This is a genomic window from Pseudomonas sp. RIT-PI-o, assembly GCF_001297215.1.
In the GTDB taxonomy this organism is placed as follows: domain Bacteria; phylum Pseudomonadota; class Gammaproteobacteria; order Pseudomonadales; family Pseudomonadaceae; genus Aquipseudomonas; species Aquipseudomonas moraviensis_A.
Map to the genome: position 1 here is coordinate 176,822 of NZ_LHPA01000011.1, position 26,718 is coordinate 203,539.

The following is a 26,718-nucleotide window of genomic DNA, read 5'->3' on the forward strand; positions in this document are numbered from 1 at the left end:
ACCTTGCTCCCGGGCCTCATCATTCATCCGCTCACGGGCGCCATGATGGGCCGGGCTGCGGTGAAGAAGGATCAGGTTGTGCCGTGCCTTCGCCCGCCAGTGCCAGACTCTGCATTTGCGCGCGAGACAGTTCTTTCAGCTTTTCAATGCGCGCTTCCGCCAGTTCGATCTCCAGTGCGGCCATCGCCTCCAGGTAGCGGTTACGAGTCGCCTCGCTATCGTCTTTGTCCGGGTAGAGGTCCTCGACCTCCTCCTGGCGCCGGCTCGCGTTGCTTTCGAGTGTCTCGAATACCTCGGGGTTGCGCTCGCGCAAATAGCGGATCCAGTAATCGCGACCGATCAGATCCTCCAGAAACATGTCCGACGCTTCATCGGCGAGAACGGCTGCACGCGCATCAATCAACCGCTGCCCGCGAATCGGTGTGGCGTACAGCATGTGCTCTGGTTGAGCCGGCAATTCCAGGCCGTCCGGCCAGCCGCGAGTCATGCCGATGCGGTATTGCAGGCGGACTTCCGCGCGGTCCTTGTACCTGGCGGCAGCTTCGGCCAGTCGGTCAACCCTTTCCAGGCGGAACAGACGTCGACTCAGATCAAGCAAGGCCCTGCCGCGCTGCTCCGGGCGGTGTCGTGGAATATCGCGCAGGGCGATGTATTCATAGACGCGGGTTTCCAGCTCGCTGAACGACAGGATTCGCCCATCAGGGCAGGTGCCGTGGGTTTCGGCGTTGAGAAACAACAGGTTGCGCAGTTGGGCATTTTCCGTGGCCGCCTCGATGACTTGCCAGACCCGATGGGTCAGATCGGCACCTGACAAACTGAATTCGAGGGTATCGGGCAGGGTCGAGAGCAAATGAAAGAACGGCTCATGGTTGTCCTGATCAGCCAATTGCAGCCATAACGCCTGCCGCGCGGCTTGCGCATCTGCATGGGTGTACGTCATCCAGGCGGCCATCGCTGGCGCTGCCGTATCTCGCGCCGGATAGGCAATGAACTCCGCTGCCTGCACGACGGCGCGGGTATCAACGGGCCTGGCACCGCCACCCCCACTTGGGCCATCGCTGTCGGAATCCGAATCCGAATCCGATCCCTGACCGGAGCCAGAATCCGAATCGCTATCGGTCTCCAATTCGCGTTCGGCAATTTCACCCTGTAGAAAAGTCTGGGAATAACCCATGACATCACGGTCTGCGTTGGCCGCACTGTATTCGCGCAGTTGCTGCAGGCCATTGAGCGACAGCGAGTTTTCGGACAGGTCGGTGCCGTCCACCAGCGCTTCATGGTTACCGTCCAACAGGCGATCCGGAAAGACCATGATGTTGTTGCCCGACAGGTCCAGCCGTTGCAAATGCGCCAGATCGAGCACGTCATCAGGCCAGAATCCCAGCCCGTTCTGGCTGAGATCGAGGGTTTCCAGACGGGGGAAGTTGGTGGCGCTGAACTCCTCCAGCTGATTGTGGCTGAGGTCGAGCCAGCGCAACTGCGACCCACCCGCGTGCTGATACACGGTTTGTGCCACGGCCAGCCGATTACCGCTCAACTCCAGACGTTCCAGGCGGGTCAGACGACCGACAGCTTCGGGCAGCCGCTCCAGTGCATTGCCGTTGAGTTTCAGGGTGGTCAACTCAGGGAACGCCGGGCAAAAGAGGTTGAAGCTATCGACTGAAAACTTGACCCCTGTCAGATCCAGTGTCCGCACATGGGCAAACACGTTTGACAGCGCAGGCAGATCGCTCATGACCCCCGCTGAAAGGCTCAGCGTTGGTCCGGCAGACTCGGAAAGCCCTGTCAGACCGTCCCGCCAGCAATTGCGGATCCTCGTCGCGTTGAAGAACCTTGTGGACGATGACACGCTTTCACCAGGTCCTGGCGCCGCGCCGAAAATCCAGCCGTTCAACTCACGCGTCAGCGTCTCGTCACTCGCTCGCCACTGGGTCAGCCTGTCCGCCATTTGCTCCGGGGACAGGCCTTCAACGCGCAATCGGGCAACGCTGGATTGCGCTTGTTCAAGGGTCAGCGAGGGAAATATCTCCAGCACACGGGCACTCATGTCGGAACTGGCGCCAGTTGCAGCAACGGGCGCAAGCGCTAACAGCTGACCGGCGCGCTCCAGCGCACTTTCCGGCGGGGTCGCGCTTGGATTGGCCGGCAATGACGCCGTTTGCGCGTCGAACCGTTGCAAGGCACCTTCCGGCAACCCAACGGACATTTCAATCCGGCGCTGCGCCGCCCGCATGTCCGCCTCGCCTTCAGTACTGAAGCGGTTGTTCTGCAGGCGGGTCTTCAGCAGCACAGCGTCGTTGGCAAGCACCTGGTCGGGGAGCGACCCAATGGTGTTATGTCGTAAATCCAATGTCCGCAAGTGCGGCAGGCTTTCCGCCCCGGTCGGCCATTGATTGAAGCCATTGGAGCTGAGGTTCAACGTCTTGAGCCCGGTCAGGCGAGAAACGTCCAGTGTGTCCAGGCGATTGAGCCGGGCATTGAGATGCTCCAGTTTGTTCAGGGCATTGAACTGGCTCTGCACCTCAGGGGTAACGCGGATAAGGTTGAGAGACACGTCCAGTTGCGTCAGGTGGCTTGCATCGGCGGGCCGGACCGGCAGTTCTGTCAGTCCGCAGGCGGTGACTTCCAGGCTGGTGGTGCCACTGAATGCCTGGAGAAAATCGCGAATCTGGTCGATCGGCACATTCAACCGGTCCAGTCGAACGCTCTGTACGTGAGCAAACGCACCGGTTGGCAATCGCGGCAGCTCACTGACCGACTCCTCGCCCTGTACCCATGCAGTGTCCACCAGTTCAAACACACCGGCATCGTCGAGATCGATACTGGCTGCCCAGTTCGTCCCATTGAAAGGACGAACGTCGTCATTCAAGCGATAGCGCCGGCGGATGGCTGCACGCCAGTTCTTTTCCAGAGCACGTACCACCCGTGCATTGGGCTGCGCTTGCCAGCGGGCGGCGGGAATTGCAGTGCGCAATCCATCGGATGCGCTGGCCTCGTAGAACTGGCGGAAAATCGCGGTGTGCTCCACACGCAGAATCTCCACAGCCTTGAGCCGGGTTTCCGGGGTGTTCCAGAGGGTCATGATGCGCTGAGGCAACGGGTTGAGGCGGCCGGCTTCGCCCGTGAGGAACTGCAGTTCTCCGGCGCAATAGCGACGAACCATCAAGTCCAGATCGACCAGATGTCGCCACTGCCCCATGTAGTTTTTCACATAGTCGTAAGCGGGTTTGAACGCTTCATGGGAGAACATGGACCAGTCCAGCGACAAACCTGCCCAGAGTCTTTCGTGCCCGACATAGAGCGATTGGGGAATGGATGCGATGGCGGTCTGCGTCAGGTCCAGTCGTTCCAGTTCAGGCAGTTGCTGCACATAGGCCGGCCATTGCGCCAGGCCCGACGCTTCGATCCGGAGTTTCTTCAGGCGTTTGAGGGGCGTCAGATCCAGGCCAGCGGCATGGCTCCCACCGTCGAGGAAAGCAAGATGAAGCTCCTCAAGGGCGGTCAGCGTACTCAGTCTGCTCGACAGGTCGGAGGCCATCACCGTGGCTGCCGTCCTGAACTTGAGTTTCCTCAGTGCAGACATCCGGGTCACAGTCAGAGGCAAGGTTGTCAGTGCCTGCTCATGCGCCATGTAGGCGCCAAACAGACTGCCACGCTCCCCCAGCGACAGCTTTTGCACGTTGGCAAATCGCGCCAGAAAGGCGTCCGCATTGGCGTCGGTGATGCCATTGCCGCCAATCGAAAGTTTACGCACATGGGCGAAGTCTGCCGTCAGCTCTGGCAGCGGATCATAAGTGAGTATCGAAAGTTCATCGGCACCTGAAACTCCGGTGGACAAGGCGTTGCGCCAACAGGTTTTCAACGCTTGCGCGGCGCGAAACTTGTGATCCGTTGCAGAACGTTCCCAAGGCGCCGCCGTGGATGTGCCTGCCCATTCATCCAGCGTCCTGTTCAACTGCTGCCATTCTTCGCGGCGTGATTGCAACAGCTGGAAAATCGCGTTGTCGTCTTTACCCGTCCGGTACTGCTCGAGAATGAAACCGTTAGCCTGTTCGTAGGTAAGCTGCGGATAGACATCGCACACATGATCGGTCAGGTTCATTTGCAACCCGGCGCCGCGTCCGCTCGCGGGGTAACCGATCAACGTAGTGTTCACACGCACGGGCGGCTTGATCCATTTGACCTGCGGCGCGAGCAGCGCAGGCGCATCTGCCTGATGCCGATCGGCATGATTGATGATCTTTTTCTGTAACCGGGCGGACTGCCCCACCTCGGGCACACCGAGGCTGCGGCGTACGTCATCAGGCAGGGCGTGCATGATTGATGAGTAAAAGTTGTCGCCGTTGCGCGGCAGGCTGTTGAGTGCAAGACCGAGTTCGTCGAACGCCTGAAACTGAGCGCCTTTCTTGATCAGGTATTTCTTCTCGCTGGCTGTTTCACTGCCGATGCTGTCGAGCAGCAGGCCGGCATCATTGCCCTCGCGAACTTCAATGCGAACGCTGTCCGTCCAACCCGGCAGCTGCTCCAGCGTGTGCAATGCCAAGCGCCGGCTGTCCGCCGAAGCGACGTTTTCACTGCGCAGGCCGGCATAGGCCGCAACTTGTCGGCTTTGGCGGGCGTACCAGCGTGCCTCTTCCAGCAGGCGTAGCGGCACTCGATGGCCTGAATCCAGTCGCTCGAGATCTTCGGGGCGTCCATGGGCCAGCACCGTTTGTGCCGCGGGTTCGCTGAGTCCAGGGCAGGCCTTCTGCAAACGCGCAATCCGCGAATCGATGGGGTCGGTTCCCTTGTAGAGGCTGTCGTAGATCGCCGGCTGACGAGTGTCGGCGTAGTCGGCGATCTGCTTACCGAACTCTGCCGGCCGGGCACCGCGCACGCGTGCGCCTTGCTCGCCCAGGAGCCGGGTGACTTCCGACTCGTCCAGCGCCGCAAGGATATGTGCTGGCAGGCCACCGCTGAGAATATCGGCCCGCGATATCTGAATCGGTGCCTTGACGCCGACGTCGCGAAAGCGCCGTGCGGAACCGTACCTGACCGACTTGCCGGACAATTGCTCGCCGTCGAATACTTCCAGCACCCGGTTCGCCGGCCAGCGCGGCATTTCGGTGATCAGCGGCAACGCATAGAGATACAGTTCGTCGATCGGTTTTGTCCCGCGCAACTGTTCGACTACCAGTGCCGCGTTGCTATCCGCCTGCATCACGCGCATGGCCTGGGTCAGTTCCGGTGGAGGCAGCGCAGAATCGACGTGCATCTTGCGCAGAGCGGCGTCGCTGACACCGCTGATATCGGCAGCCTTGATCAACTGCGCGTCGGTGAAGGCTTCGGTTTCGTGGCCGATGCGCCGCAGCAGGGTCAGACGATCCCAGTCCCGCGGCCGCTCCAGCGTATGCCGCCAGGCACCGCGTCCGTTGCTCTCGAGCACTGGCTGCCAGGCGCGGGCATCGGTCGGGTGCTTGATGCGCCATTTGCTGATCGACTCATCGTAAAACTGCTCGTAGACCTTACCGCCCTGGCGGATGAAGGTCTGACCTTCCAGCACATGCTGGCCGGCAGGATTCGGGCCGGGGCTGTCTGGCAGCGTGACAGCGGACTCGTAGGCTCTCAGGTCGGCTCTCCACAGTCGAGCTTCGCCGTCGGGCAGTGTTACCGGCTGCAGCCGCTCGATGACCGGCACGGCTCTGGCACTGGAGATTTTCTGCCCCCCGGCCCCCACCCCCGCCATCAACGCAATCTGCGCCAGATTCTCCGCGACATCGATCAGGTGATCCTTCGCCGCCCGACGATCGCCCTCACTCCATTCAATCGCGCCTTCCAGGGTTTCATTCAGCAATTGCCCGGCCATCACCACCATCATGACCTCGCCCAGCACCGGCACGAACATCGAGACCAGGTTCAGGCCGAGCATGCCGATCTGCAGCAGATGAGCGAGCTTGGCGTCCCGGGCCTTCGCATCGACATCCGCCGATGGCACGGCATGGCTGCGTGCGTCGGCCAATACCTTGGCGCGGCTCTGGGTGTAAAGGTATTGCCAGAGATCCTCATTGGGCGCCCAAATCCCCCGTCCGCTGCGACCGAACGTCGATGGCGCAATGTAGGGATCAGGCACAGGATCCCACCTGATCTCACGCTCGGGTGGCAGTTCACGGATCCGGGTGAACACCGAACCGCCCGCCAGCACCTGCGCCACAGACAGCCATGGCGAGCGCCATATTGCCCAGGCATCGCTCGGGGAACCGGCCGCCTTTTGTCTGAACTGGCTGAAATAATAGGCACGCTGGTCATACGGCAGAAACTCGCTGAGAAAGCGCTGGTACGCGGTCGGTTCTGCGCCGGGCTCTTGGACGGGATCGCGGGCGGTGAGCAAGCGCTTGAACTCATCGCGCATCTGCTGGACGGTGTAGCGCTTGAGCGGGTGCTCCGGATCGTGAGGGATGTAAAGAATCAGCTCGTCGCCGTAGCGGTACTTCTGGCAAATGACAAACACCACGCACCCGGTGAGCCTTTTTTTCATCACGCCCAGGTCACTGAACCAGACCTGTTTATCGCCCATCCACGGGTGCATATTGCCGTTGATCACCGACACAATCATTGCGTGATCCGCCGGCTCAATGTCTTTTTGCAACAGCGCCTGATCGGCTGCGGCGCGCATCGTCGCCTTTTGGCTGGCAATGAAGCGCTCGCTGAGCACCGCCTCTGCCACCGCATCGTCCGGGTGGAAGAATGTCGTCAAATAGCTCTGATACTGCTTGCCGACATCCAGCTCTCGGCAAAGCGTCAGGAACTGCATCACCGTCAGGCCGATGCTCACGTGCTCGAATGTACCTGGGGTGGAGGTGGCTACCACGAAACCCGACGTCGAGTGATAAGCACCCTGCTTGCATTCGTCAGCTTCGAAGTTGTGCAGCGCGGCTTCCAGCATCGACAGCTTGAGGACCTCGAAGGACGCCAGCTCGATCTTTTCAATGCCCAGTTCGACGGGACGCCGCAGGCACAGGAACGTCTTGTCGACATCGATTTGTAATTGATGCCGGTCCTCGAGCACTTTGAGCAGCAATGGCCTGGCAAATGTCTCGACGTCCTGAAGGGTCGCCATGGTTCTATCTAGATCGTTCTGGGCTACAACACTGGCCTTCATGCTGTCGGCCAGCGTCTTGCGTTGTGCCGGCGTCGCGTCGAGGTACCACGCTGGCAGCGCAGTCGGGAGGTTTTTGAGCGCTTCGCGCCGTTGCGACGAAGCGCCGGACAGCCACGGCGGGATGGACTTTTCGAGAAAATCCCGGTGCAGGCTTTGCGTTGTATTGAGCTTTGTCGGCTGGCTGCCAGCGACAACTCGTGCGAGCGGCGCAGCGTGCGGCGTCTCTGGGTTGGATGGGATAGTGACCATGATCACTCCTGGTTTGATGGAGCGATCAGCAGACCATGTCCCGTCAGCGGATCTGCGGTATCCGGGTATTGCCGGTGCGGCCGTGAGTAACCTGATGTGTATCACTCACGGCGCAATCTTCAACGCCAGGCCGCGCCCGTCAAGGGCGGCTCGAAGGTCCCGGTGTCGGCGTGACTCGATCACCCTCTTCGGCCTCATCGGCAAAGCTCTGCAGATCGACGATCTCCCGACGTGTCAGCTCGAGACGTTTCTGGGTGAGCAGCCGTTCCATGGCCTTGCCCAGATCGACCAGTTCCTGATCGTACTCCCGTGCATCGATTTCACCCCGGTAGAGCCGATCATCCAACGCACTCCAGCGTTCCTGGCGTTGCTGATCAACCGCGGAGTCAATCGCCTGCATCTCCAGCGGGAGGCGTTCCTCCAGATAGGTGATCCAGTAATCGCGGGCGATCATGCTCAATGGCAGTGCATCGGTCCGCTCCGCCTCGAGGATCGAGGCCCGGGTCTGAGTCAGCAGTTCACCGCTGAGGGGTTCGTCATAGAGCATGTAGGCCGGCTGCCCGGGCAGATCCACCCCATCGCCCCAGCCACCGGTCAGACCGATACGATATTTCAGGCGCACCTCGGCACGATCCCTGCCCCGCCCTGCGGCGTCAGCCAGCGTCTCGATCCTGTCCAGACGAAACAATTGCCGGGACAGACGCAATAACGCCCGGCCCTTTAGCGCCATCCGATGCACCGGGATGTCGTGCAGTGCCCGATACACCGACACCCGCACTTCCATGTCGCTGAATGTCAGAATCCGCCCGTCCGGGCACGTGCCATGGCTTTCAGCGCCGAGAAACAGCAACTGGCGCAGTTCGCTGCTCTCGGTGGCTGCTTGCATGACATCCCACATTCTGCGCGTCAGGTCGGCCGGTACCAGCCGGAAGTCCTCCGTGTCGCGCAACAAACGCAGCAACTGAAAAAAACGCTGGTGATCGGGCTCTTGCGCCAGTTGCGCCCAGATGTCCGCTCTGCGAGCCGCGAGCGTCACGTCGCTGCGCTGGAGCCACGGATCTCTTGATCTCGGAGCCACATCGTTGAGCGGATCCAGGACCTCTTCGACAGGCAGGACAGCGGCCTCAGGATCGTCCAGGTCCACATTGCCGACGTCGTCTTCGGGAATGCCGGCCGCTTCTGCGCCACCGAACAGATCGCCGAAAAGGTGTGTGTCGATCATCGTTTCAATGTTTCGGCGTGACATTCCCAGCACGTGCGACGCCGACTGCTCACGCGCATAGCGGCGCATGTCCTGCAAAGCAGAAAGGGACAAGCGTCGATTTTCGGAGAGATCAGTCCCCCGGATCAGACGCTCGTGCTCGCCGCTGAACAATTCCCCGGGAATGCGTGTGAGCTCGTTGCCGCTCAGGTTCAAGCTGTGCAACTGCGGCGCTTCGAATACACGGCCAGGCCATGCAGTCAGGTGGTTGTAACGCAGGTCCAGGGTCTGGACAGCGCCAAAGTCGGGCGGGTTGAAGACACGAAGTTCGTTGTAGCCGACATCCAGCCTGCGAAGACGCGCACGGGCCAGCAACGGGTAAAGGTCCGTCGCGTCCGCGAGATCGCAATACTGCATCTCCAGATGTTGCAGATGCTGCATTCGCAGTACCGGCGCAGGCACCGACCCCAAGGGATTGCCACTGATGTACAAGGTTTCGACATGGGGAAAAGCCGCGAGAAACCCGTCCGAACCCCGCGTGGTCATGCCCACGCGGCTCAGATCCAGCGTTCTGACTGCTGGAATCGGCATTGCCAGGTCCGGCAAATCACCGGTTTGCAGGCCTTGGAAATCCAGATCCAGCCGGGCCCTGTCGACAGGCTCTGTGAGCCCGTCCAGCCAGGCTTCGAAGAGGCGCCTCGCCGCGACCGATCGGTCTCGCGCATTGACCCTGTAGGTGTCCGTGCGCACTTCGCGGGTGTACAGCCAATCATTCGCCCGACGGACCAATGCCTCGCCAAGGTGCTGCCATTCGGTGATCCGTGCTTCGATCTGCGCATCGCTCGCCCCCGACGCGCGCAGATTCTGCAAGTGAAGCCGCGCTTGCTCGACCGGCATGAGGCGAGTCAGTCGTTGCAACTGCGTCGACGGCCCCGTTTGCCCTTGAAGCACCGTCGCAGCTTCCGGAAGCGAGAGCATCAGCTCGATAAACGACCCGCCTGTTTCCGCAGGAGGGAAAGCCTCCGGCACCGGTTCTGCAGCAAATCGCGCCAGCGTGCCCTGCCCCAGCCACCGTTCCTGCTCGATACGCCGCAGCGCCGCGTGCAGGCTTGCTTCACCCTCAGGACTGAATACGTTACCTGTCAGGTTGACTCTCATCAGCGCGTCGGGATGGGTCAACACCGACGGTGGCAGTGACGAGACCCGGTTGTCTCGCAGGTCGAGCCAGGTCAACCGAGGCAGGTTTTCGGCACCGGCGGGCCAGGTTCGCAACTGCGTCGATCTCAGGCTCAGGGCACGCAATCGGCTCAACAGGCTCACATCGATGTTGCCCAGCGGGTTGTTACTCAAATTCAACCTTCTGAGACGCTGCAATCCGGCGATCTGCCGCTGCACGACAGGCGTAACCTCGATCCTGTTGCCCGCTGCATCCAGATGCGTCAGCGCTGACAGCTCATCCGGCGCAAAGGGCAGCTCGGTGAAGGTATTACCGCTGAATTCAAGTGATTCGACATGACTGAACGCGCGGAGAAAGTGCCGAGCCTGTTCGATGGGGACGTCCAGCCTTCCCAGGCGCACCGTACGCACGTGGGAGAAACTGCCTGCCGGCAGTGGCGGCAACTCGGTGATCAAGTCTGTAGCCGGCGATATGGCGTGGCCTGATCGGGTCACCGGCAATTCAAATGTCGCCACGTTGGCGGTCAGGCCGTACCGTTGGCGAACCGTGCCATACCAGTTGGTTTTGAGCGCACTGACGACGTCGGCGTTAGGCCCCGTGGACCACTGGCGCCGGAGGGTCGCATAACGTGTTCCATGCCGCAGGGAGGGTGTGTAGAACGCCGCGAAAATGGCTTCATGCTCCGCCCGAAGCTGTTCGATGGCGGTAACTCTGGCCTGCGGTGTCCCCCAGGCCGCGTTGAACGCTGCGGATAACGGGTCAGTGAAATTCGGCATTGGCGCCATCGTGTCGAGTTCGGCGCGGCAGAACTCGCCGACCATCTGATGCAGATCGAGCAGGTGGCCCAGTGGGCCGGAATATTGGCTGACGTATTCGTAAGCGCGCCGGAAGGTCGCCGGGGTCACCCTCGACCAGTCGAGCGCCAGCCCGGCCCAAAGCTGCTCTTGATCGTGATACAGCGATTCGGGCAGCGTCTCTATCAACGTATGCGTCAGATCCAGACGCTCAAGATGCGCAAGGCGCTCAACGTACGCGGGCCATCGCCACAAGGCACGGGGCGCGTCAATGCGCAGGCTGCGCAGGCGGGTCAATGGCGTCAGGTCAAGTTCATGCAGAGTGGTTGAGTCGACTCCTGAGTAATCGATGCGCAGCGTTTCCAGCCTGGCAAGCGAGCTGAGCCGTTGAGAAAAGCTCGGCGCCAGTAACGCCGCATCGGTGGAAAAACGCAGACGGGTCAGTCCGGGCATTCGGCCGACCACCACCGGCAGGGTCGTCAGCGCGCCGGCCACAAACGTGGGGCGATGGGCCTGTTGCCCCAGTTCGCCGATCGACAAATCCGTGACATTCGGGAACGCCGCCAGAAAACTGTCTGCATTGGCATCCGTTATGCCCTGTCCCGTCACTGACAGTTCATTGATATGAGCAAAGCGTGTGGAGAGCGCAGGCAACGGCGTATCGCACACCAACGACAGGCGCCCGGCTTCGGCCTCTTGCCCGGCCAACGGGCCATTGCGCCAGGCATTCCTGAGTGCCTGAGCAACTTGCGCCCTGTGCAGCGCGGCCTGGCTCCCGGTCGGGCCTGCCTGCCATTGCTCCAGGGTGGTATCGAGTCTTTCCCAGTCTTCCCGCCGGGACTCCAGTTCGCTGAAGATCTGCGCATTACTTCTGCCGCGTTGCTGGGTGAGGAACGCCTCGGCCTGCCGCGCCTGCGGATAAAGATGCGCCACCCGTGACTCCAGGGATGGCGCAAGATTTGGGCCTCGGCCACTGGCGTAATAGCCCTTGAGCCTCGCGCTCACCCGCACCGGTGGTTTGAACGCTTTGGCCTGCGGCGCCAGAACGTGCGCAGCTTGGCGTCGATGCGCATGGGCCAAGCCGATGATTTTATGTTGCAGTTCGCTGCCAGGGCTTCCTTCCGGCAAGTCAATGGCCAAGCGTATGTCATCGGGCAGCGCGTGCAGGAGCGAATGATAGAAGCTGTCCTCTGCATTCGATAACCTGTTGAGCGCTTCTGCGCGATCATCGAAGGCCTGATAAGCAGGCCCGTTCTTGACTAGATAGCGTTTCACCGGTGCCGCGGGCTCACCGATGCTGTCGAGCAGCGCGCCGGTTGTGCTGCCCTCGCGAATTTCCAGGCGCAATGTCTGCGGCCATCCTGGCAACTGCTCCAGCGCAAACAGTGCCAGCCTTCGGCTGTCTGCCGAAGCCAGGTTCTCGCTGTGCAAACCGGCGAATGCACGAACCTGGCGCCCCTGGCGAGCATGCCAGCGAGCCTCTTCGAGCATTTTCAACGGGGAGCGCCCGGCAGCGTCCATTCGAGCCAGTTCCGCCGCCGTTGCATGATCGAGCACATCCTCTGCGGCCGCATCGCTGAGTCCGGGACATTCACGCTGCAGCATGCGCCCACGTATGCCCAGCGGTTCGCTGCCTCGGTAAAGGCTGTCGAAAATGGCCGACTGTCGTGTATGGGCATAATCGGCGAGCCTGCGACTGAATGCGTCTGGCCTCGCTGGACGAAACTGCGCGTCGGCCGGGCCCAGGAGCTGGCGTACTTCTTTTTCCTGCAGCGCTGCCAGAATTCGTGCAGGCATTTCTCCGTTCAGTACCTGCGCACGGCTGATACGGATGACCGGTTTGCGATCAAACCCGGGCAGTGACGTCTGCGCACCGTACCGAATCGACGATCCTTCGCCCTCGGCACCGAGGAAAAACTCCAGTATCCGATCGGCCGGCCACTGCGGCATTTCGGTGACCAGAGGCAGTGCGTACAGATACCCCTCATCAATGGGCCTCGCTCCGCGCAGTTGCTCGATCATTTGCCTGGCTCCCCTATCGGCGCGAAACAGGCGCATCGCGTCGTGCAATTCAGGAGGTGGCGGTAGATGATCCATGTGCATTTTGCGCAAGGCGTTGTCACTGACGGCGCTGATATCGGCGAGCATCAACAGGGATTCATCGCTGAAGTCGTCGGTGATATGCCCCATGCGCCGCAGCAGGGTCAGTCGCTCCCAGTCCATCGGCTGCTCCAGCGCCAGCCGCCAGGCGCCCTGACCGTTATGACTCAGGACTGGCTGATAAGCGTCGGCATCGCTGGGATGTTTGAGACGCCATTGAGCGGTTGACTCATCGAGTGTCTGTTCGTAGAACCTGCCGCCATGGCGGAAACAGATTTTGCCGTCGATCCGGTACTGCCCCTGTGCATTCGGCCGCACTGATCCACTCAACGTGAGGTGCTGTTCATAGCCACTGAAGCCGGGCTTCCACAGACGGGTTTCGCCAGTGGGCAGAGTCACGGGATGCAGTTGCTCGATCAGCGGCTCCGCCTTTACCGCCGTCAGCCGTTTGAAACCCGCGCCGACTGCCGCCATGACTGCAATCTGCGCGAGGTTCTCCGCTACATCCACGAAGTGCGCCTTGGCGGCGTGCCTGTCACCCTCGCTCCATTCGACCACGCCCTCGATGGTTTCGAACAACAACTGGCCGGCCATCACCACCAGCATGATCTCGCCCAGCACCGGCACAAACATCGACGCCACATTCAGCGCCAGCAGGCCGAATTGCAGCAGGCCTGACAGTTTGGCGTTTCGTGCACTGGCGTCCACGTCGGCGGTTGGAACCGCGTGGCAGCGGGCATCAGCGAAGACCTTCTCGCGGTGCTTTTCATAGAGGTAAGTCCACAGGTCAGAATTGGCTGCCCAGGGAAAAGCCTGCACGTGGGGCATCAACGCGGCGGCAATGTAGGGATCGGGCTCCGGCACTCTCTTCGCGTATTTGGGCGAGGTTTTCCATATCTCGATTGCGGTCAGTGTGGCTTCCAGTATTTTGCGCCAGGGCGACGTCAGCCAGTCGGACGCAGAGTCGGCAACCTTCACGAACTGGCTGAAATAGTAAGGACGTTTTTCGTAGGGCAAGAACTGGCTCAGAAACCGCTGGTAAGGCGTCGGTTCGATGTCTGCCGACTGCCCTGGAACACGAGCGGTAAGCAGCCGCTTGAAGGTGCTCTGCATTTGCGTGCCGGTATAGCGCTTCAGCGGATGTACCGGATCATTCGGCACATAAAGAATCACTGCCTCGGTGGGGCGATTCCTTTCGGCGATCTTGAACGCAACACAGCCCACCAACCTGTGCCTCATCAGGCTCAGGTCCTGAAACCAGACCTGATTGCGACCGATTCTGGGATGTCGCTCGCCTCTGATGACCGAAATGATCATCGCGTGGTCTTCCGGCAGAATGTCCTTGGTCAACAAAGCCCGATCAGCCGCCGCACGCATGGCTGTTTTCTGGCTGGCAATGAACCGCCGGCGCAACCTCGCCTCGGCCTTGGGGTTTTCGGGATGGAAAAAAGAATCGAGATAGGCCTGATACTTCGCACCGATATCCAGTTCACGGCACAGACCGAGAAAGTTTCTGACCGACACGTTTACCGGCACAGCCGTGTAGACCTCCGTGGCAGGGTTCTGGATTGCAAACGCGGAGCTTCGGTGAAACGCCCCGTACCGACATTCGTCACTTTCGAAGTTGTGCAGCGCCGCCTGCAGCAAAGGGAGCGTCAAGGATTCGTAAGTTCCGATTTCCTCGCCGAGGAGACCGGCGCGTATGGGGCGCCGGAGGCATAACAGGGTTTTGTCGACATCAACCTCGACCTGAAAACGGCTTTTAAGCGCCTGCATCAGGATGGGCCGGGCGAACGCATCAATGTCCTTGAACGCTGCCATGGTCTGGTCCAATCGCGTCTGCGTGCTGAAACTGTGGCCGTAGCTTTCATGCAAAACACGACGGTGTGCCGGTGCCATGGTGCTGTACCAGTTCGGCAGGACGGTCCTGGCCTGTTTGAACTCGGCCTTTCTCAGAGCAGAAGCATCGATCAGCCATGGCGGCACCGCAGCCTCCAGAAAAGGCCCCTGCAGGCTCTCGGTAGCAGGCGGTGGTGCAGGCTTGTCCGTGGCTTGAGGAATAAGGAAATCGGGGGACATACATCGCTCCTGTAAATGGAGCGACAGCACATCACTTGTATGGGTGGCTTCAGCGGTACAGGGTTATAGGCAGAGGCGGCAGTTGTAACGACGTGTCTGCGAACAGCCGAGCGCTATTTGACTATGCTTGAGAGGCACAACTTTCAGCGGAGGGATTTATGGACGATCCAGTCGACAACAAACCGCCGACCTTTTGGCAAATGTTGCAAAGCGTCATGGCAGCGGCGTTCGGCGTACAAAGCGGCAAAAACAGGGAACGAGACTTTACCCATGGCAAACCCAGTCATTTCGTGATGTTGGGCATTCTGTTCACGGCGCTGTTCGGGTTGACGCTGTTTGCCATCGTCAAACTGGTGCTGCATCTGGCCGGCGTGTGAACCGTCACACTGAGGCGTTGGCTACATGGCTTCATGCGGATGCGCAGGGGGCCGGGCCCAGGAAAAGGCCCGGAACCTGGCTTACTGGTGGCTGACCCAGAAGACCGCTGTCCCTACTACGAGAATGATCAGGAACAGAATGGCCCATGCGTCGACACTGCTGTCGCTTTTTCTGGCTTTGGTCGGGTTGCTCATTGCATCGCCTCTTGTCGGTTTTATCGGTGATTGCACAAAGACTCGATCACAGTTAAGACGATGATTGTCCGCACGACAAATGTGGATTAGTTGACAGTGATGCGTGTTAGGCGATTTGGTTCTTTCCATATACTCAAACATCACTTTTGCGCATAACTGCAAACGGGTATATTGCCCCGGCTCCGTCAGGAGTGCGCGGCCGTGCGCGCAGAATTGCAGAGGCATCATCGGACTCCAGCAAGCGAAAACGCAGCGTTTTCCGAGTAGCCCAAGCCTGAGAACAGGACTTATATGTACGTATACGACGAGTACGATCAGCGGATCATCGAGGACCGCGTCAAGCAGTTCCGTGATCAGACCCGACGCTATCTGGCAGGTGAGCTGAGCGAAGAAGAATTCCGCCCCCTGCGCCTGCAGAATGGCCTGTATATCCAGCGCTTCGCACCGATGTTGCGGGTGGCGGTGCCTTACGGCCAACTGACTTCGCGCCAGGTGCGCATGATGGCCAGGATTGCCCGCGACTACGACAAGGGCTACGCCCACATCAGTACGCGGCAGAACGTGCAGTTCAACTGGCCGGCCGTGGAAGACATCCCGGACATTCTCGCCGAACTCGCGACCGTGCAGATGCACGCTATTCAGACCAGCGGCAACTGCCTGCGCAACGTCACCACCGATCAGTTTGCCGGCGTCGCCGCCGATGAAGTGATCGATCCACGCCCATGGTGCGAGATCGTTCGTCAGTGGACCACGTTCCACCCGGAATTCGCCTACCTGCCGCGCAAGTTCAAGATCGCCGTCAACGGTTCGACCAGTGACCGTGCTGCCATTGAAGTCCACGATATCGGTCTGGAACCTGTCCATAACGCTGCTGGCGAGTTGGGCTTCCGCGTGCTGGTTGGCGGTGGCCTCGGTCGTACGCCGGTGGTAGGCGCATTCATCAACGAATTCCTGCCATGGCAGGACCTGTTGAGCTACCTCGACGCCATTCTGCGTGTGTACAACCGCTATGGCCGTCGTGACAACAAATACAAGGCGCGGATCAAGATCCTCGTCAAAGCGCTGACTCCGGAAGTGTTCGCGCAGAAAGTCGATGCGGAAATGGAGCACCTGCGCGGTGGCCAGACCACGCTGACCGAAGCCGAACTGCATCGCGTTGCGAAGCACTTCGTCGATCCGGACTACAAGACCCTCGAAAACCAGACCGTGCAATTGGCCGATCTGGACAAAGAGCATCCGGGTTTCGCCCGCTGGCGCAGCCGCAACACCCTGGCGCACAAGAAGCCTGGCTATGTCGCTGTGACGCTGTCGCTGAAGCCGACCGGTGTTGCTCCGGGCGACATCACCGACAAACAGCTCGACGCCGTCGCCGATCTGGCCGACCGCTACAGCTTCGGTCAGCTGCGCACCTCTCACGAGCAGAACATCATTCTTGCCGACGTCGAGCAGAGTCAGTTGTTCACCCTGTGGGGCGAGTTGCGTGAAGGCGGTTTCGCCACGCCGAACATCGGCCTGCTGACCGACATCATCTGCTGCCCGGGCGGTGACTTCTGCTCGCTGGCCAACGCCAAGTCGATCCCGATTGCCGAATCGATCCAGCGTCGCTTCGACGATCTGGACTACCTGTTCGATATCGGTGAGCTGGACCTGAACATCTCCGGCTGCATGAACGCCTGCGGTCACCACCACGTGGGCCACATCGGCATCCTCGGCGTGGACAAGAAAGGCGAAGAGTTCTATCAGGTCTCCCTCGGCGGCAGCGCCAGCCGGGATGCGAGCCTGGGCAAGATCCTCGGCCCGTCCTTCGCTCAGGAAGCCATGCCGGACGTGATCTCGAAGCTGATCGACGTGTACGTTGAGCAACGCACCGAAGACGAGCGCTTCATCGACACCTACCAGCGTATTGGCATCGACCTCTTCAAGGAACGCGTCTATGCAGCGAATCATTAAGAACAACGAAGTCGTCGACGAAACCTGGCACTTGCTGCCCAAGGATTTCAACATCGACGAGATCAGCAACTGCGACGATCTGATCGTTCCTCTGCAGTTGTGGCGCGAACACAGCCGCATGCTCAAGGCCCGTGATGGCGGTCTGGGCGTGTGGCTGGATGCCGACGAGGAAGCCGAAGAAATCGGTGAAGACGTCAGTGAGTTTCAAGTGATCGCGCTGAATTTCCCGGCGTTCACCGATGGCCGCAGTTACTCCAATGCCCGTCTGCTGCGCGACCGTTACGGTTTCAAAGGCGAGCTACGGGCGATTGGCGATGTTCTGCGGGACCAATTGTTCTACATGCATCGCTGCGGTTTCGACGCCTTCGCCATCCGCGCCGATAAAGACCCGTACGAAGCACTGGAAGGTCTCAAGGACTTCTCGGTGACCTACCAGGCCGCCAGTGACGAGCCGCTGCCGTTGTTTCGTCGGCGCTAAGCCTGCGGATTTACTGCGGACACAAAAACGCCGGTCATTGACCGGCGTTTTTTTATGCCTGCTTGTTTACCAGAAGCGTTGCTGGGTGAGGCGGCTCCACCAGCTCAACAGCACACGATCCACCGAACCGCTGGCAGCCATGCCGATGCGTTCCTGCAGGCTTTTGCGCTCGGCGTAGTGCAGATGGTAAACCTCGGCCTGTCTGGCTTTCTGCGCCAGATATTCATCGCTGGTCTTCAGTTCGTCCACCAGCTGGTTTTCCAGGGCAGCGATCCCCAGCCAGATTTCGCCGGTGGCCACTTCATCAATTGCCAATTGCGGGCGATAACGGGCGACGAAGTTCTTGAACAGCTGATGGGTAATGTCGAGGTCTTCCTGAAATTTCTCACGGCCCTTTTCGGTGTTTTCGCCAAACACCGTCAGGGTGCGCTTGTATTCACCGGCAGTCAGCACTTCGAAATCGATGTCATGCTTCTTCAGCAGGCGGTTGACGTTAGGCAACTGCGCGACCACACCGATGGAACCGAGTATCGCGAATGGAGCGCTGATGATCTTGTCGCCGATGCACGCCATCATGTAGCCGCCGCTGGCCGCGACCTTGTCGATGCAAACGGTCAATGGCACGCCCGCATCGCGGATTCGGGCCAGTTGTGACGACGCCAGACCGTAGCTGTGCACCATGCCGCCGCCGCTTTCCAGGCGCAGAACCACTTCGTCCTTCGGCGTGGCCAGGGTCAACAGCGCGGTGATCTCGTGACGCAGGCTCTCGGTGGCCGAAGCCTTGATATCGCCGTCGAAGTCGAGCACGAATACCCGGGACTTCGGCTCTGGCTGGGTCTTCTGCTTCTTCGCGGTTTTTTCGGTTTTCGCTTCGCCCTTGCGCAATGCCTTGAGCTGATCCTTGTCGAGCAGGGTCTGCTCCAGGCGCTCACGCAGGCCTTTGTAGAAATCGTTGAGCTTGCTGACTTGCAACTGGCCCGCCGATTTGCGCCGTCCCTTGCTGCGCAACGCGGCGAAACTGGCGAGCACCACCAGAATGGCGACCACCAGGGTGACAGTCTTGGCCAGGAAGCTGGCGTATTCGGTGAAAAAATCCACAGAGACTCCTCAATGCAATGCGTGAACGTGAAACACACGCGGAATGGCTCCAGCATACCCATGCGCCGGCTCGTCGGCCAGCCGTGAAACCTCTGGCAACACGCCTGTAACGGGCATTTCAAACAAGCGTATGTTTTTTCATTGACAGCTCTCCGCCATCCTCATAACCTCGCCTGACCTTCAACGTACCGGGATGACGCGGACGTGGGCAGCATCTACTTGATACGACATGGCCAGGCCTCCTTTGGTGCAGACGATTACGACGTCCTGTCACCGACCGGCGTGCGTCAGGCAGAAATCCTCGGCCAGCACCTTGCCGATCTGGGCATCAACTTCGACCGCTGCCTTGCCGGTGACCTGCGTCGTCAACAGCACACCGCCACCAGTGCACTGGAACAATTCAGTGCCAGAGGCCTGCCGGTTCCCGTTCTTGAAACCGATTCCGCCTTCAACGAATTCGATGCCGATGCGGTCATCCGCGCCCTGCTCCCGGCGATGCTGCCGGAAGAGCCGGAAGCTCTCGACATCCTGCGCAATGCCGCGCAGAACCGCGGTGAATTCCAGCGCATCTTTGCTTTGATCGTCGAACGCTGGCTCGCGGGCACTCATGACACCCCGGGGCTGGAAAGCTGGCTGGGTTTCGTCGAGCGCGTTCAGGCCGGTCTGCACCGTATTCTCGATGTGGCGGAAAAAAACCAGAAAATCGCCGTCTTCACTTCCGGCGGCACCATCACCGCCCTGCTCCACCTGATTACACAAATGCCTGCCCGACAGGCCTTTGAACTGAACTGGCAAATCGTCAACACCTCGCTCAACCAGCTGAAGTTTCGCGGTCGCGAGGTGGCTCTGGCTTCCTTCAACAGTCACGCACACCTGCAACTGCTGAAGGCCCCGGAACTCATCACTTTTCGCTGAGTCCGGCTTACTGTGACCCTGGCTGTAACCACCCAGCTCCCATGACCAAGAAAGGATCGAACCATGACCTCCGTAGCTGATGCCGTAAAAGCAATGCAAGCCAAGTTCAACCCAGCAGCCGCTGCCGGTCTGGACCTGGTCTTCGGTTTCAACATCACCGACGAAGACAAGCAATACGCACTGATCGTCAAAGACGGCACCTGCGACATCCAGGAAGGTGAAAACCCGGACGCCAACTGCACGCTTGTGCTGGACAGCGAAACCCTGAAAGGTATCGTCAGCGGCGAAACCGACGGCATGCAGGCGTTCATGGGCGGCAAGCTGCGCGTTGAAGGCGACATGATGCTGTCGATGAAACTGTCCGAGCTGTTCCCTTCGTAAGAAGCTGCTGGGTTCAAACAAATCCCGCCCTTGTGGCGGGATTTGTCGTTCATGCAAGGGGAATCAGCGCAGGGCTCGGCTTCGTCCTCCGCTCGCGGAGATACGATCAAACCTCCTGCAACAACCGCGTATCCAGCCCGAACCGCTCTTGCGAAACCATCCTGAACTGACCCTCCGCCAGATCGCAACTCACCAGCAAATTCCACGAGTGCCTCGTTGCCACCGAAGGCACCAATACAAAAGGGTGTTCAGCCAACAGTGCATCGGCAAACTTTCGCTGGTTGGGCGAGGTTTTCATCGGGGTGAGCCAGTGCGGATTGGGCACATCCTCCGGCTGCACGATTCTCACGCTGGCTTGGTGAACGATTTCAAAACAGGTCAACACATAGGGTTCCTGATCAAGCGCGTCGAAACTGCCATGGGCGGCCACCTCGAGAATCGCTGTAGATGGGTCGACCGACGCATAAACGACTCGCCGCCCGGGGGTATTCCAGCGGCCGCCGTCCCGTTTCGAACCCAGACCGCTGTCCCAGGTTTCGCTGTACACCGCGCGATCCAGCCGCCAGGCGTACCAGCGATCATCCCAGGGCAAGGGATTCATTGATAAACCCCGTATTTGATCTGGTTCAGATACTCCTCCACCATCCTGAACCCCAACGCATGTCCAACCAGATCGAGTGGCACATAGCCGTAGAAGTACGTTGCGCGTTGCTCCAGCCAGGATTCGGCCTTGGCCTGACGCCCGAACACTTCGGTGGCCAGTTCCAGTGCCGCGGCATATTGCCAGGCGAGGATGCTCTGCGGCGTGTCCAGACGCACCGGCGCGCCTTCCTTGAGCAGACGTCGCACAGTTCTCACGGATCTGCCGGTGATGCGTTTGACCATCTCGCCCTGCTGGTACAGCTCGGAGGAGGCAATCATGTTGACCACATCGAGCAGCTCGAATCCTTCGCTTGTGCAGCGCAGGACGAGCATCGGGTCGTCGCCGGTGTCCTGTCCACGCAACAGCAACTCCAGAGGCTTGCCCTCGAGCTTCTTCAAGCCGGTGAGCCGGGGCGCTTTGGCAGTCGGCATGGCGACGTCCTCCGAGGGGCATCTGGCGCGATCGTCGCGCCAGTAATGGCGAGGGGAATAAGCAGGCGTATGGCTTTCAATCAGTGGGATTCGCATGTTCCATCCTTTGTCCGGGTCCGGAGCGATCTGTGCGCTCGATGACTTCAATGTCAGGACTGATGCTATAGCCCCAGCGTCCGACGACCAACCTGAAAAAGTCGTCAGAAATATCCACGTATCTGATCGAAACACTCCTGTTTCCGTAGGACCTGAACGGAAATTTCAGCGCGTGAATTCTCGCCTTGCCTGACACAACGTTGACCTCGGTCACCTGTGGACGTGCAAGCACTGCGTACGCTTCCCGCTCCATCGAAAGCCAGGGAAGGCTCACCGGGAGCCTGCGGCCGACTCACTCAAGGAAGAATCCCATGCAATCGCTCAAGATCATTCTGCTGGCGTCAGCGTTCAACGGCCTGACGCAACGGGCCTGGCTGGAACTGCGTCACGCTGGGCACTTGCCCAGCGTGGTGCTGTTTACCGACCCGGCTTCGGTGTGTGAACAGGTCGAGCACAGCGGCGCCGACCTGGTGATCTGCCCGTTCCTCAAGGACCGTGTGCCACAGGCACTTTGGGCCGATGCCCGGCGTCCGGTGGTGATCATTCATCCCGGCATCGTTGGCGACCGCGGCGCCAGCGCACTGGATTGGGCGATCAGCAACGAACTGCCGATCTGGGGTGTCACCGCGCTGCAGGCGGTCGAAGAAATGGACGCCGGGCCGGTGTGGGCCACCTGCGAATTCAACCTGCCTGCGGGCATGCGCAAATCCGAGTTGTACAACGGCCGCGTCAGCGATGCGGCGCTGGTGTGCATCCGCGAGGTGGTGGAAAAATTCGTCGAAGGGTTGCGGCCGGTCGAACTGGATTACGCCGATCCCAGCGTGCGCGGGCGCCTGCAACCGAACATGAAACAGGCTGATCGCAGCTTCAGCTGGCACGATTGCGCGCGCTTCATCAAGCGCTGTATCGACGCAGCAGACGGGCAACCGGGCGTGCTGGCAAGTCTGGCTGGCGGGCAGTATTACCTGTATGACGCTCACCTTGACTCGCGAAGAGGCACGCCCGGCGAGATTCTTGCGGTGCATGACGACGCGGTGTTGATCGCTGCCGGCGACCAGAGCCTGTGGATCGGCGCGCTGCGACGCAAACCTCAACCCAGCGAGGAAACCTTCAAGCAACCGGCCCGGCATGTGCTCGCCGGACAACTCAACCATGTGCCAGTGCTGGGCTGGTCGATCGCCACACAGCCGTTCAGCGACGAAGCGTATCAGCCGATTCGTTACCGTGAGTCGGGCCATGTCGGGGAACTGAAGTTCGAGTTCTACAACGGCGCGATGAGCACCGAGCAATGCCAGCGCCTGGTCGCGGCACTGCGTTGGGCCAAGGCCCGGGATACGCAAGTGCTGCTGATCAGGGGCGGCCGGGGCAGTTTTTCCAACGGCGTGCACCTGAACGTGATTCAAGCCGCGCAGGATCCCGGCGCCGAAGCCTGGGCCAATATTCAGGCAATCGACGATGTCTGCGCCGAACTGCTCAGCGCGCGGCAACTGGTGGTCAGCGGCGTGACCGGCAACGCCGGCGCGGGCGGCGTGATGCTGGCGCTGGCGGCGGACATCGTGTTTGCCCGCGCCGATATCGTGCTCAATCCGCACTACAAAAGCATGGGTCTGTATGGCTCGGAATACTGGACCTACAGCCTGCCCCGCGCCGTCGGCCCGACGATCGCCGAGCAATTGACCCAGGCCTGCCTGCCGATCAGTGCGGTGCAAGCCTGGCAACTGGGCATGGTTCAGGAGATCGGCCCGCGCTGTCCGGACGAGTTTTCCCTGTGGCTGCTGCAACGAGCGAATAGCGTATTGAGTGATCCCGCTTATGCGGCGGTGCGCGAACGCAAGTTGCGGATCGATCAGGCACTGATCCGTCGATGCCGAGACGCGGAGCTGGAGCAAATGCAGGAGGACATGCTGCATGACCGCAATCGCTTTGCCGAAAAGTGCAGCCACTTCGTCTACAAGCGCAGGGTGTGTGGCACGCCGGCGCGCCTCATAGAGGATTGGGCGCGAGTGGGCTTGCTTGAGCGCACCGAGTTGGCCAGTTGATCTTGTGGTGTCTGCTTTCCCCTCACCCTGGCCCTCCCCCAGGGTGAGGGCCAGGGTGAGGGGCTTTTGACTTACAATGCGCGCCACCTCCAGACACCGGCCCCGCCTCATGGACATCGACCTCGCCCGCACTTTTCTCGAAATCGTTCGTCACGGCAGTCTCGCCGCCGCCGCGCAGAAGCTGTTCGTCACGCAAACCGCGATTACCGCACGGGTGCAGAAACTCGAAAGCCAATTGGGCAGTACGCTGTTCGTGCGCAATCGCGCCGGGGCGAAGTTGACGGCCAATGGCGAAGCGTTCGTGATCTACGCCAATCAACTGGTACAGACCTGGGAAGCCGCGCGCCGCGACTTGCCGCTGCCCGAGGGTTATCACAACGTTCTGCACATTGGTGGCGAGGTCAGCCTGTGCAATCCGCTGATGCTCAGATGGGCGGCGGAACTGCGCGAAAAAATCCCCGGACATGCGTTGCGCATGGAAATCCGCGATGGCGAAAACCTGCTGCGTCAACTCGAACACGGCGTGCTCGATGCCGCGCTGGTTTATCAGCCGGAATACTGGCCCGGGCTACAGGTCGAACAAGTGCTGGAAGAAAAGCTGATTCTGGTGCGCGCGCCCGAGCGCCCTGATCCTTACGTCTACATCGACTGGGGCCCTGACTTCCGCCGTCAACATGACGCCGCGCTGCCGGAAAAAGCCAAAGCGGCGCTGAGCTTCAACCTCGGCCCGCTGGCCCTGCAATACATCCTCGAACATGGCGGCAGCGGCTATTTCCGCACCCGGGTCGTGCGCACGTATCTGGAAACCGGGGCGCTGGAAGCCGTCACCAAAGCGCCGGAATTCGGCTACCCGACCTACCTGGTGTATTCGCGTGATCGCGACTCGGCGGTGCTGCAGCAGGCCTTCGATCTGCTCCGCGAAGTGATCCGTACCGATGACGACTGGTCGCAGCGCTGGAACCCTCTGAGCTGACACCGCAGGCGCAGTCCGGAGCATGGCGCTTGTGACCTCAAGGTTGGCCCTGCAGACATCAGCGGATCGGCTACTCTGCCGGGTATAACGACAATACCCGCAGGTGAAAGCGTTGAGGCAGACCACCGAGACATTTCGCAGCCGCTACCGTGCGGCCATTCACCCTTTGTACAACCCATGGCTGCACGGCATGTTCGTGCTGCTGTTCGGCATTCTCGCTATCGCTGCGTTCTGGCGCACGGTGCATTCGGTGAGCTGGCTGGAATGGCTGACCGTGCCGTTGACCCTGATGCTGTTCAATTTCGGCGTGTACATGGTCCATCGCCATCTCGGTCATCAGAAAAAAGCGTTCGCAAAGATGTTCTACGCCCGGCATGCCGGCGACCATCACAGCTTTTTCACCCCCGGCCATATGACCTACGACAGTGCGCGAGACTGGCGGGTGATTCTGTTTCCGGCCTGGCTGATCGTCATTCATACGCTGCTCATCACCCTGCCCCTGTGGTGGCTGCTCGCGCAGGTCAACGCCAATGTCGCCGGGCTGTTCGCCGGGTGCATGGTGCTTGGATATCTGCTCTACGAAGTGTTCCATGCCTGCGAACATCTGCCGCCGCAAAATCCGTTGAGCCGTTTGCCGTGGATCCGCCAGATGCGCCGTCTGCATGAATTGCATCATCGCCGCGAGCGCATGCAGGAACGCAATTTCAACATCGTTCTGCCCTTGATGGACTACCTGTTCGGCACGCTGTATCGCGAGCCGGAACCCGCCCCTTTGAGATATTCGAAAATGCCCATGACGCGCATGCAGCACGAGATCGACATCGCCGGCGAACCGGTCGGCGTGCTGGCCTATGCCGCCAGCGTCAGTCACTGGCCGGACTGGCATCCCTCCTCATTGAAGATTGACGCTCCGCAAGGTCCGCTGCATGCCGGTGCGCGCTTCGAAGAGGACATTCATGCCGGCGGACGTGCCGGCCATTTGCGCTGGGAAGTGACGGAATATCTGCCGGGACGGCGCTGGTGCGCCCGCGCGCAAAGCGATCAGGGCTTGTCCTTGCGGCTGACTTACGAGTGCTCGGCGGAGGCTGGCGGCACGCGCTTCGTGCGTACGCTGGAATATCGCTTTGACGGCTTGCTCATGCGCCTCGCCAATCGCCTGTTGCTCAAGCGGCGCATCGAACGCGAGTCTGCGGCGTCCATGCTCGCCCTGCGCGACACGGCCGCACAGTTCATCGGCGCGGCGAGGGCCAGCGCGTGAAATTACGTCATCTGCCGGGCCTGCTGATCGTTCTCGTCATCGCCTTCTTGCTTTTGCTGCCAACCAAAGTCGAGCCGGTGGCCTGGACACCGTCACCGGCGCCCTCGCTGAAAGACGGTATCTACGCGGACAACAAGCGCCTCAAAGGTGTGGCGAAGGTCGGGCCAAGCGACATCGAAGGCCCCGAAGCCTTGTTGCTGGAGGACGACTTCCTCATCACCGGATTACATGACGGCAGGCTGATTCGCAGCAGCCTCGACGGCACGCAGCGCAAGGTGCTCGCCGACACCGGTGGCCGCCCGTTGGGCCTGGCCCGGCATCCGAACGGCATGCTGGTGATTGCCGATGCGGTCAAGGGTTTGCTGTCGCTGGATGCGCAGGGACAAATGATTCCCTTGACCACCGAGGCCAACGGTGTGCCATTTGGATTCACTGATGATGTAGCGGTCGACAAGTCAGGCCACTACGCCTACTTCAGTGATGCCTCCAGTCGTTGGGGCTACGGCCAGGACGGCGAGGCCATCATCGAGCACGGCGCCGACGGACGCTTGCTGCGCTACGACTTTCAGACCGGCAAGACCAGCGTGCTGCTCGACAAACTGCAATTCGCCAACGGCGTCACTCTTGGCCCGGACGAGGCCTATGTGCTGGTCAACGAAACCGGCGCCTACCGCATCAGCCGCTATTGGCTGAGCGGGCCGAAGGCTGGCACCCACGACGTGTTCATCGACAACTTGCCAGGGCTGCCCGACAACCTCTCGTTCAATGGCAGCAATCGCTTCTGGGTAGCCCTGTATGCGCCGCGCAATGCCTTGCTCGACGGCACGGCTGAACATCCGTTTTTGCGCAAGATGATCGTGCGGGCATTGACGGTCTTGCCCAAGCCTGTGGAGAAGCGTGGGTTTGTCCTCGGTCTGGATCTGGACGGCAAAGTGATCGCCAATCTGCAGGATGCGAGCGATGGCAATTACTCGCCGATCACTACCGTGCGCGAGTACGGGCAGTGGTTGTATTTCGGCTCGTTGAAGGCGGGGCATATGGGGCGGATAGGGTTGGATTCGGCGCTGAAGTGAGTCAGCGGGATTTGCGCGCAATTGAATTGCGCTATCGCGAGCAGGCTCACTCCTACAGGGGTACGCATTTCAA

The 26,718-nt window shown here is 60.4% G+C and carries 14 protein-coding genes; 9 read left to right on the forward strand and 5 right to left on the reverse strand.

Annotation, left to right across the window (positions count from 1 at the left end):
* Window positions 1-31: 31 nt before the first annotated feature.
* Both AEQ63_RS03455 and AEQ63_RS03460 read right to left on the reverse strand, forming a co-directional pair.
* Complete coding sequence (locus AEQ63_RS03455) at window positions 32-7,387, reverse strand: NEL-type E3 ubiquitin ligase domain-containing protein (RefSeq protein WP_082367704.1); 7,356 nt, start codon at window positions 7,385-7,387, stop codon at window positions 32-34.
* A gap of 139 nt (window positions 7,388-7,526) precedes the next feature.
* Window positions 7,527-14,738 (reverse strand): NEL-type E3 ubiquitin ligase domain-containing protein, encoded by a 7,212-nt coding sequence (locus tag AEQ63_RS03460; RefSeq protein ID WP_064361788.1) that lies wholly within the window; start codon window positions 14,736-14,738, stop codon window positions 7,527-7,529.
* 158 nt (window positions 14,739-14,896) lie between these two features.
* Between AEQ63_RS03460 and AEQ63_RS03465 the strand changes: the two genes are divergently transcribed.
* The 3 genes from AEQ63_RS03465 (at window position 14,897) to AEQ63_RS03475 (ending at window position 17,738) form a co-directional block, all read left to right on the forward strand.
* On the forward strand, window positions 14,897-15,115 hold the full coding sequence (locus AEQ63_RS03465; RefSeq protein WP_042610335.1) for a DUF2970 domain-containing protein: 219 nt from the start codon (window positions 14,897-14,899) through the stop codon (window positions 15,113-15,115).
* Between the two features lie 486 nt (window positions 15,116-15,601).
* Complete coding sequence (locus AEQ63_RS03470) at window positions 15,602-17,260, forward strand: nitrite/sulfite reductase (protein ID WP_064361789.1); 1,659 nt, start codon at window positions 15,602-15,604, stop codon at window positions 17,258-17,260.
* The gene (locus tag AEQ63_RS03475) at window positions 17,244-17,738 is read left to right on the forward strand and encodes a DUF934 domain-containing protein (protein ID WP_039758643.1); all 495 of its coding nucleotides are present in this window, start codon (window positions 17,244-17,246) and stop codon (window positions 17,736-17,738) included. The genes AEQ63_RS03470 and AEQ63_RS03475 overlap by 17 nt, the downstream gene beginning before the upstream one ends.
* 66 nt (window positions 17,739-17,804) lie before the next feature.
* Here the strand turns inward: AEQ63_RS03475 and sohB are convergent, their stop codons facing one another.
* Window positions 17,805-18,836, reverse strand: a complete 1,032-nt coding sequence (gene sohB / locus AEQ63_RS03480; RefSeq protein WP_064361790.1) for a protease SohB — start codon at window positions 18,834-18,836, stop codon at window positions 17,805-17,807.
* Between the two features lie 204 nt (window positions 18,837-19,040).
* Here sohB and AEQ63_RS03485 point away from each other — a divergent pair, with 204 nt between their 5' ends.
* Window positions 19,041-19,751 carry a histidine phosphatase family protein gene (locus AEQ63_RS03485; RefSeq protein WP_064361791.1) on the forward strand — a complete coding sequence of 237 codons (711 nt, stop codon included), beginning with the start codon at window positions 19,041-19,043 and terminating at the stop codon, window positions 19,749-19,751.
* Window positions 19,752-19,814: 63 nt separating this feature from the next.
* Complete coding sequence (locus AEQ63_RS03490) at window positions 19,815-20,132, forward strand: SCP2 sterol-binding domain-containing protein (RefSeq protein ID WP_042610331.1); 318 nt, start codon at window positions 19,815-19,817, stop codon at window positions 20,130-20,132.
* Window positions 20,133-20,238: 106 nt separating this feature from the next.
* Here AEQ63_RS03490 and AEQ63_RS03495 read toward each other — a convergent pair whose 3' ends face one another.
* Complete coding sequence (locus AEQ63_RS03495; RefSeq protein ID WP_064361792.1) at window positions 20,239-20,733, reverse strand: RES family NAD+ phosphorylase; 495 nt, start codon at window positions 20,731-20,733, stop codon at window positions 20,239-20,241.
* A complete protein-coding gene (locus tag AEQ63_RS03500; RefSeq protein ID WP_064361793.1) occupies window positions 20,730-21,206 on the reverse strand; it encodes an antitoxin Xre/MbcA/ParS toxin-binding domain-containing protein in 477 nt (158 codons plus the stop codon). Before AEQ63_RS03500 ends, AEQ63_RS03495 begins: the two co-directional genes overlap by 4 nt.
* A gap of 407 nt (window positions 21,207-21,613) precedes the next feature.
* Here AEQ63_RS03500 and AEQ63_RS03505 point away from each other — a divergent pair, with 407 nt between their 5' ends.
* The 4 genes from AEQ63_RS03505 to AEQ63_RS03520 all read left to right on the forward strand — a co-directional run bounded on the left by AEQ63_RS03505 (window position 21,614) and on the right by AEQ63_RS03520 (window position 26,645).
* Entirely contained in the window at window positions 21,614-23,341 is a 1,728-nt protein-coding gene (locus AEQ63_RS03505; protein ID WP_064361794.1) for a hydrogenase maturation protein, read from the forward strand.
* A gap of 109 nt (window positions 23,342-23,450) precedes the next feature.
* A complete protein-coding gene (locus tag AEQ63_RS03510) occupies window positions 23,451-24,314 on the forward strand; it encodes a LysR family transcriptional regulator (RefSeq protein WP_064361795.1) in 864 nt (287 codons plus the stop codon).
* A gap of 112 nt (window positions 24,315-24,426) precedes the next feature.
* On the forward strand, window positions 24,427-25,572 hold the full coding sequence (locus AEQ63_RS03515) for a sterol desaturase/SRPBCC family protein (protein WP_064361796.1): 1,146 nt from the start codon (window positions 24,427-24,429) through the stop codon (window positions 25,570-25,572).
* Window positions 25,569-26,645 (forward strand): SMP-30/gluconolactonase/LRE family protein, encoded by a 1,077-nt coding sequence (locus AEQ63_RS03520; protein WP_064361797.1) that lies wholly within the window; start codon window positions 25,569-25,571, stop codon window positions 26,643-26,645. Before AEQ63_RS03515 ends, AEQ63_RS03520 begins: the two co-directional genes overlap by 4 nt.
* The last annotated feature ends 73 nt before the right edge of the window (window positions 26,646-26,718 follow it).

Excerpts from the sequence above, each read along its gene's own strand:
- AEQ63_RS03510 (WP_064361795.1), top strand. The coding sequence starts at position 23,451 with ATGGACATCGACCTCGCCCGCACTTTTCTCGAAATCGTTCGTCACGGC.
- AEQ63_RS03490 (WP_042610331.1), top strand. The coding sequence starts at position 19,815 with ATGACCTCCGTAGCTGATGCCGTAAAAGCAATGCAAGCCAAGTTCAAC.
- AEQ63_RS03500 (WP_064361793.1), bottom strand. The coding sequence starts at position 21,206 with ATGCCGACTGCCAAAGCGCCCCGGCTCACCGGCTTGAAGAAGCTCGAG.
- AEQ63_RS03505 (WP_064361794.1), top strand. The coding sequence starts at position 21,614 with ATGCAATCGCTCAAGATCATTCTGCTGGCGTCAGCGTTCAACGGCCTG.
- AEQ63_RS03460 (WP_064361788.1), bottom strand. The coding sequence starts at position 14,738 with ATGTCCCCCGATTTCCTTATTCCTCAAGCCACGGACAAGCCTGCACCA.
- AEQ63_RS03475 (WP_039758643.1), top strand. The coding sequence starts at position 17,244 with ATGCAGCGAATCATTAAGAACAACGAAGTCGTCGACGAAACCTGGCAC.
- AEQ63_RS03470 (WP_064361789.1), top strand. The coding sequence starts at position 15,602 with ATGTACGTATACGACGAGTACGATCAGCGGATCATCGAGGACCGCGTC.
- AEQ63_RS03465 (WP_042610335.1), top strand. The coding sequence starts at position 14,897 with ATGGACGATCCAGTCGACAACAAACCGCCGACCTTTTGGCAAATGTTG.
- AEQ63_RS03495 (WP_064361792.1), bottom strand. The coding sequence starts at position 20,733 with ATGAATCCCTTGCCCTGGGATGATCGCTGGTACGCCTGGCGGCTGGAT.
- AEQ63_RS03455 (WP_082367704.1), bottom strand. The coding sequence starts at position 7,387 with ATGGTCACTATCCCATCCAACCCAGAGACGCCGCACGCTGCGCCGCTC.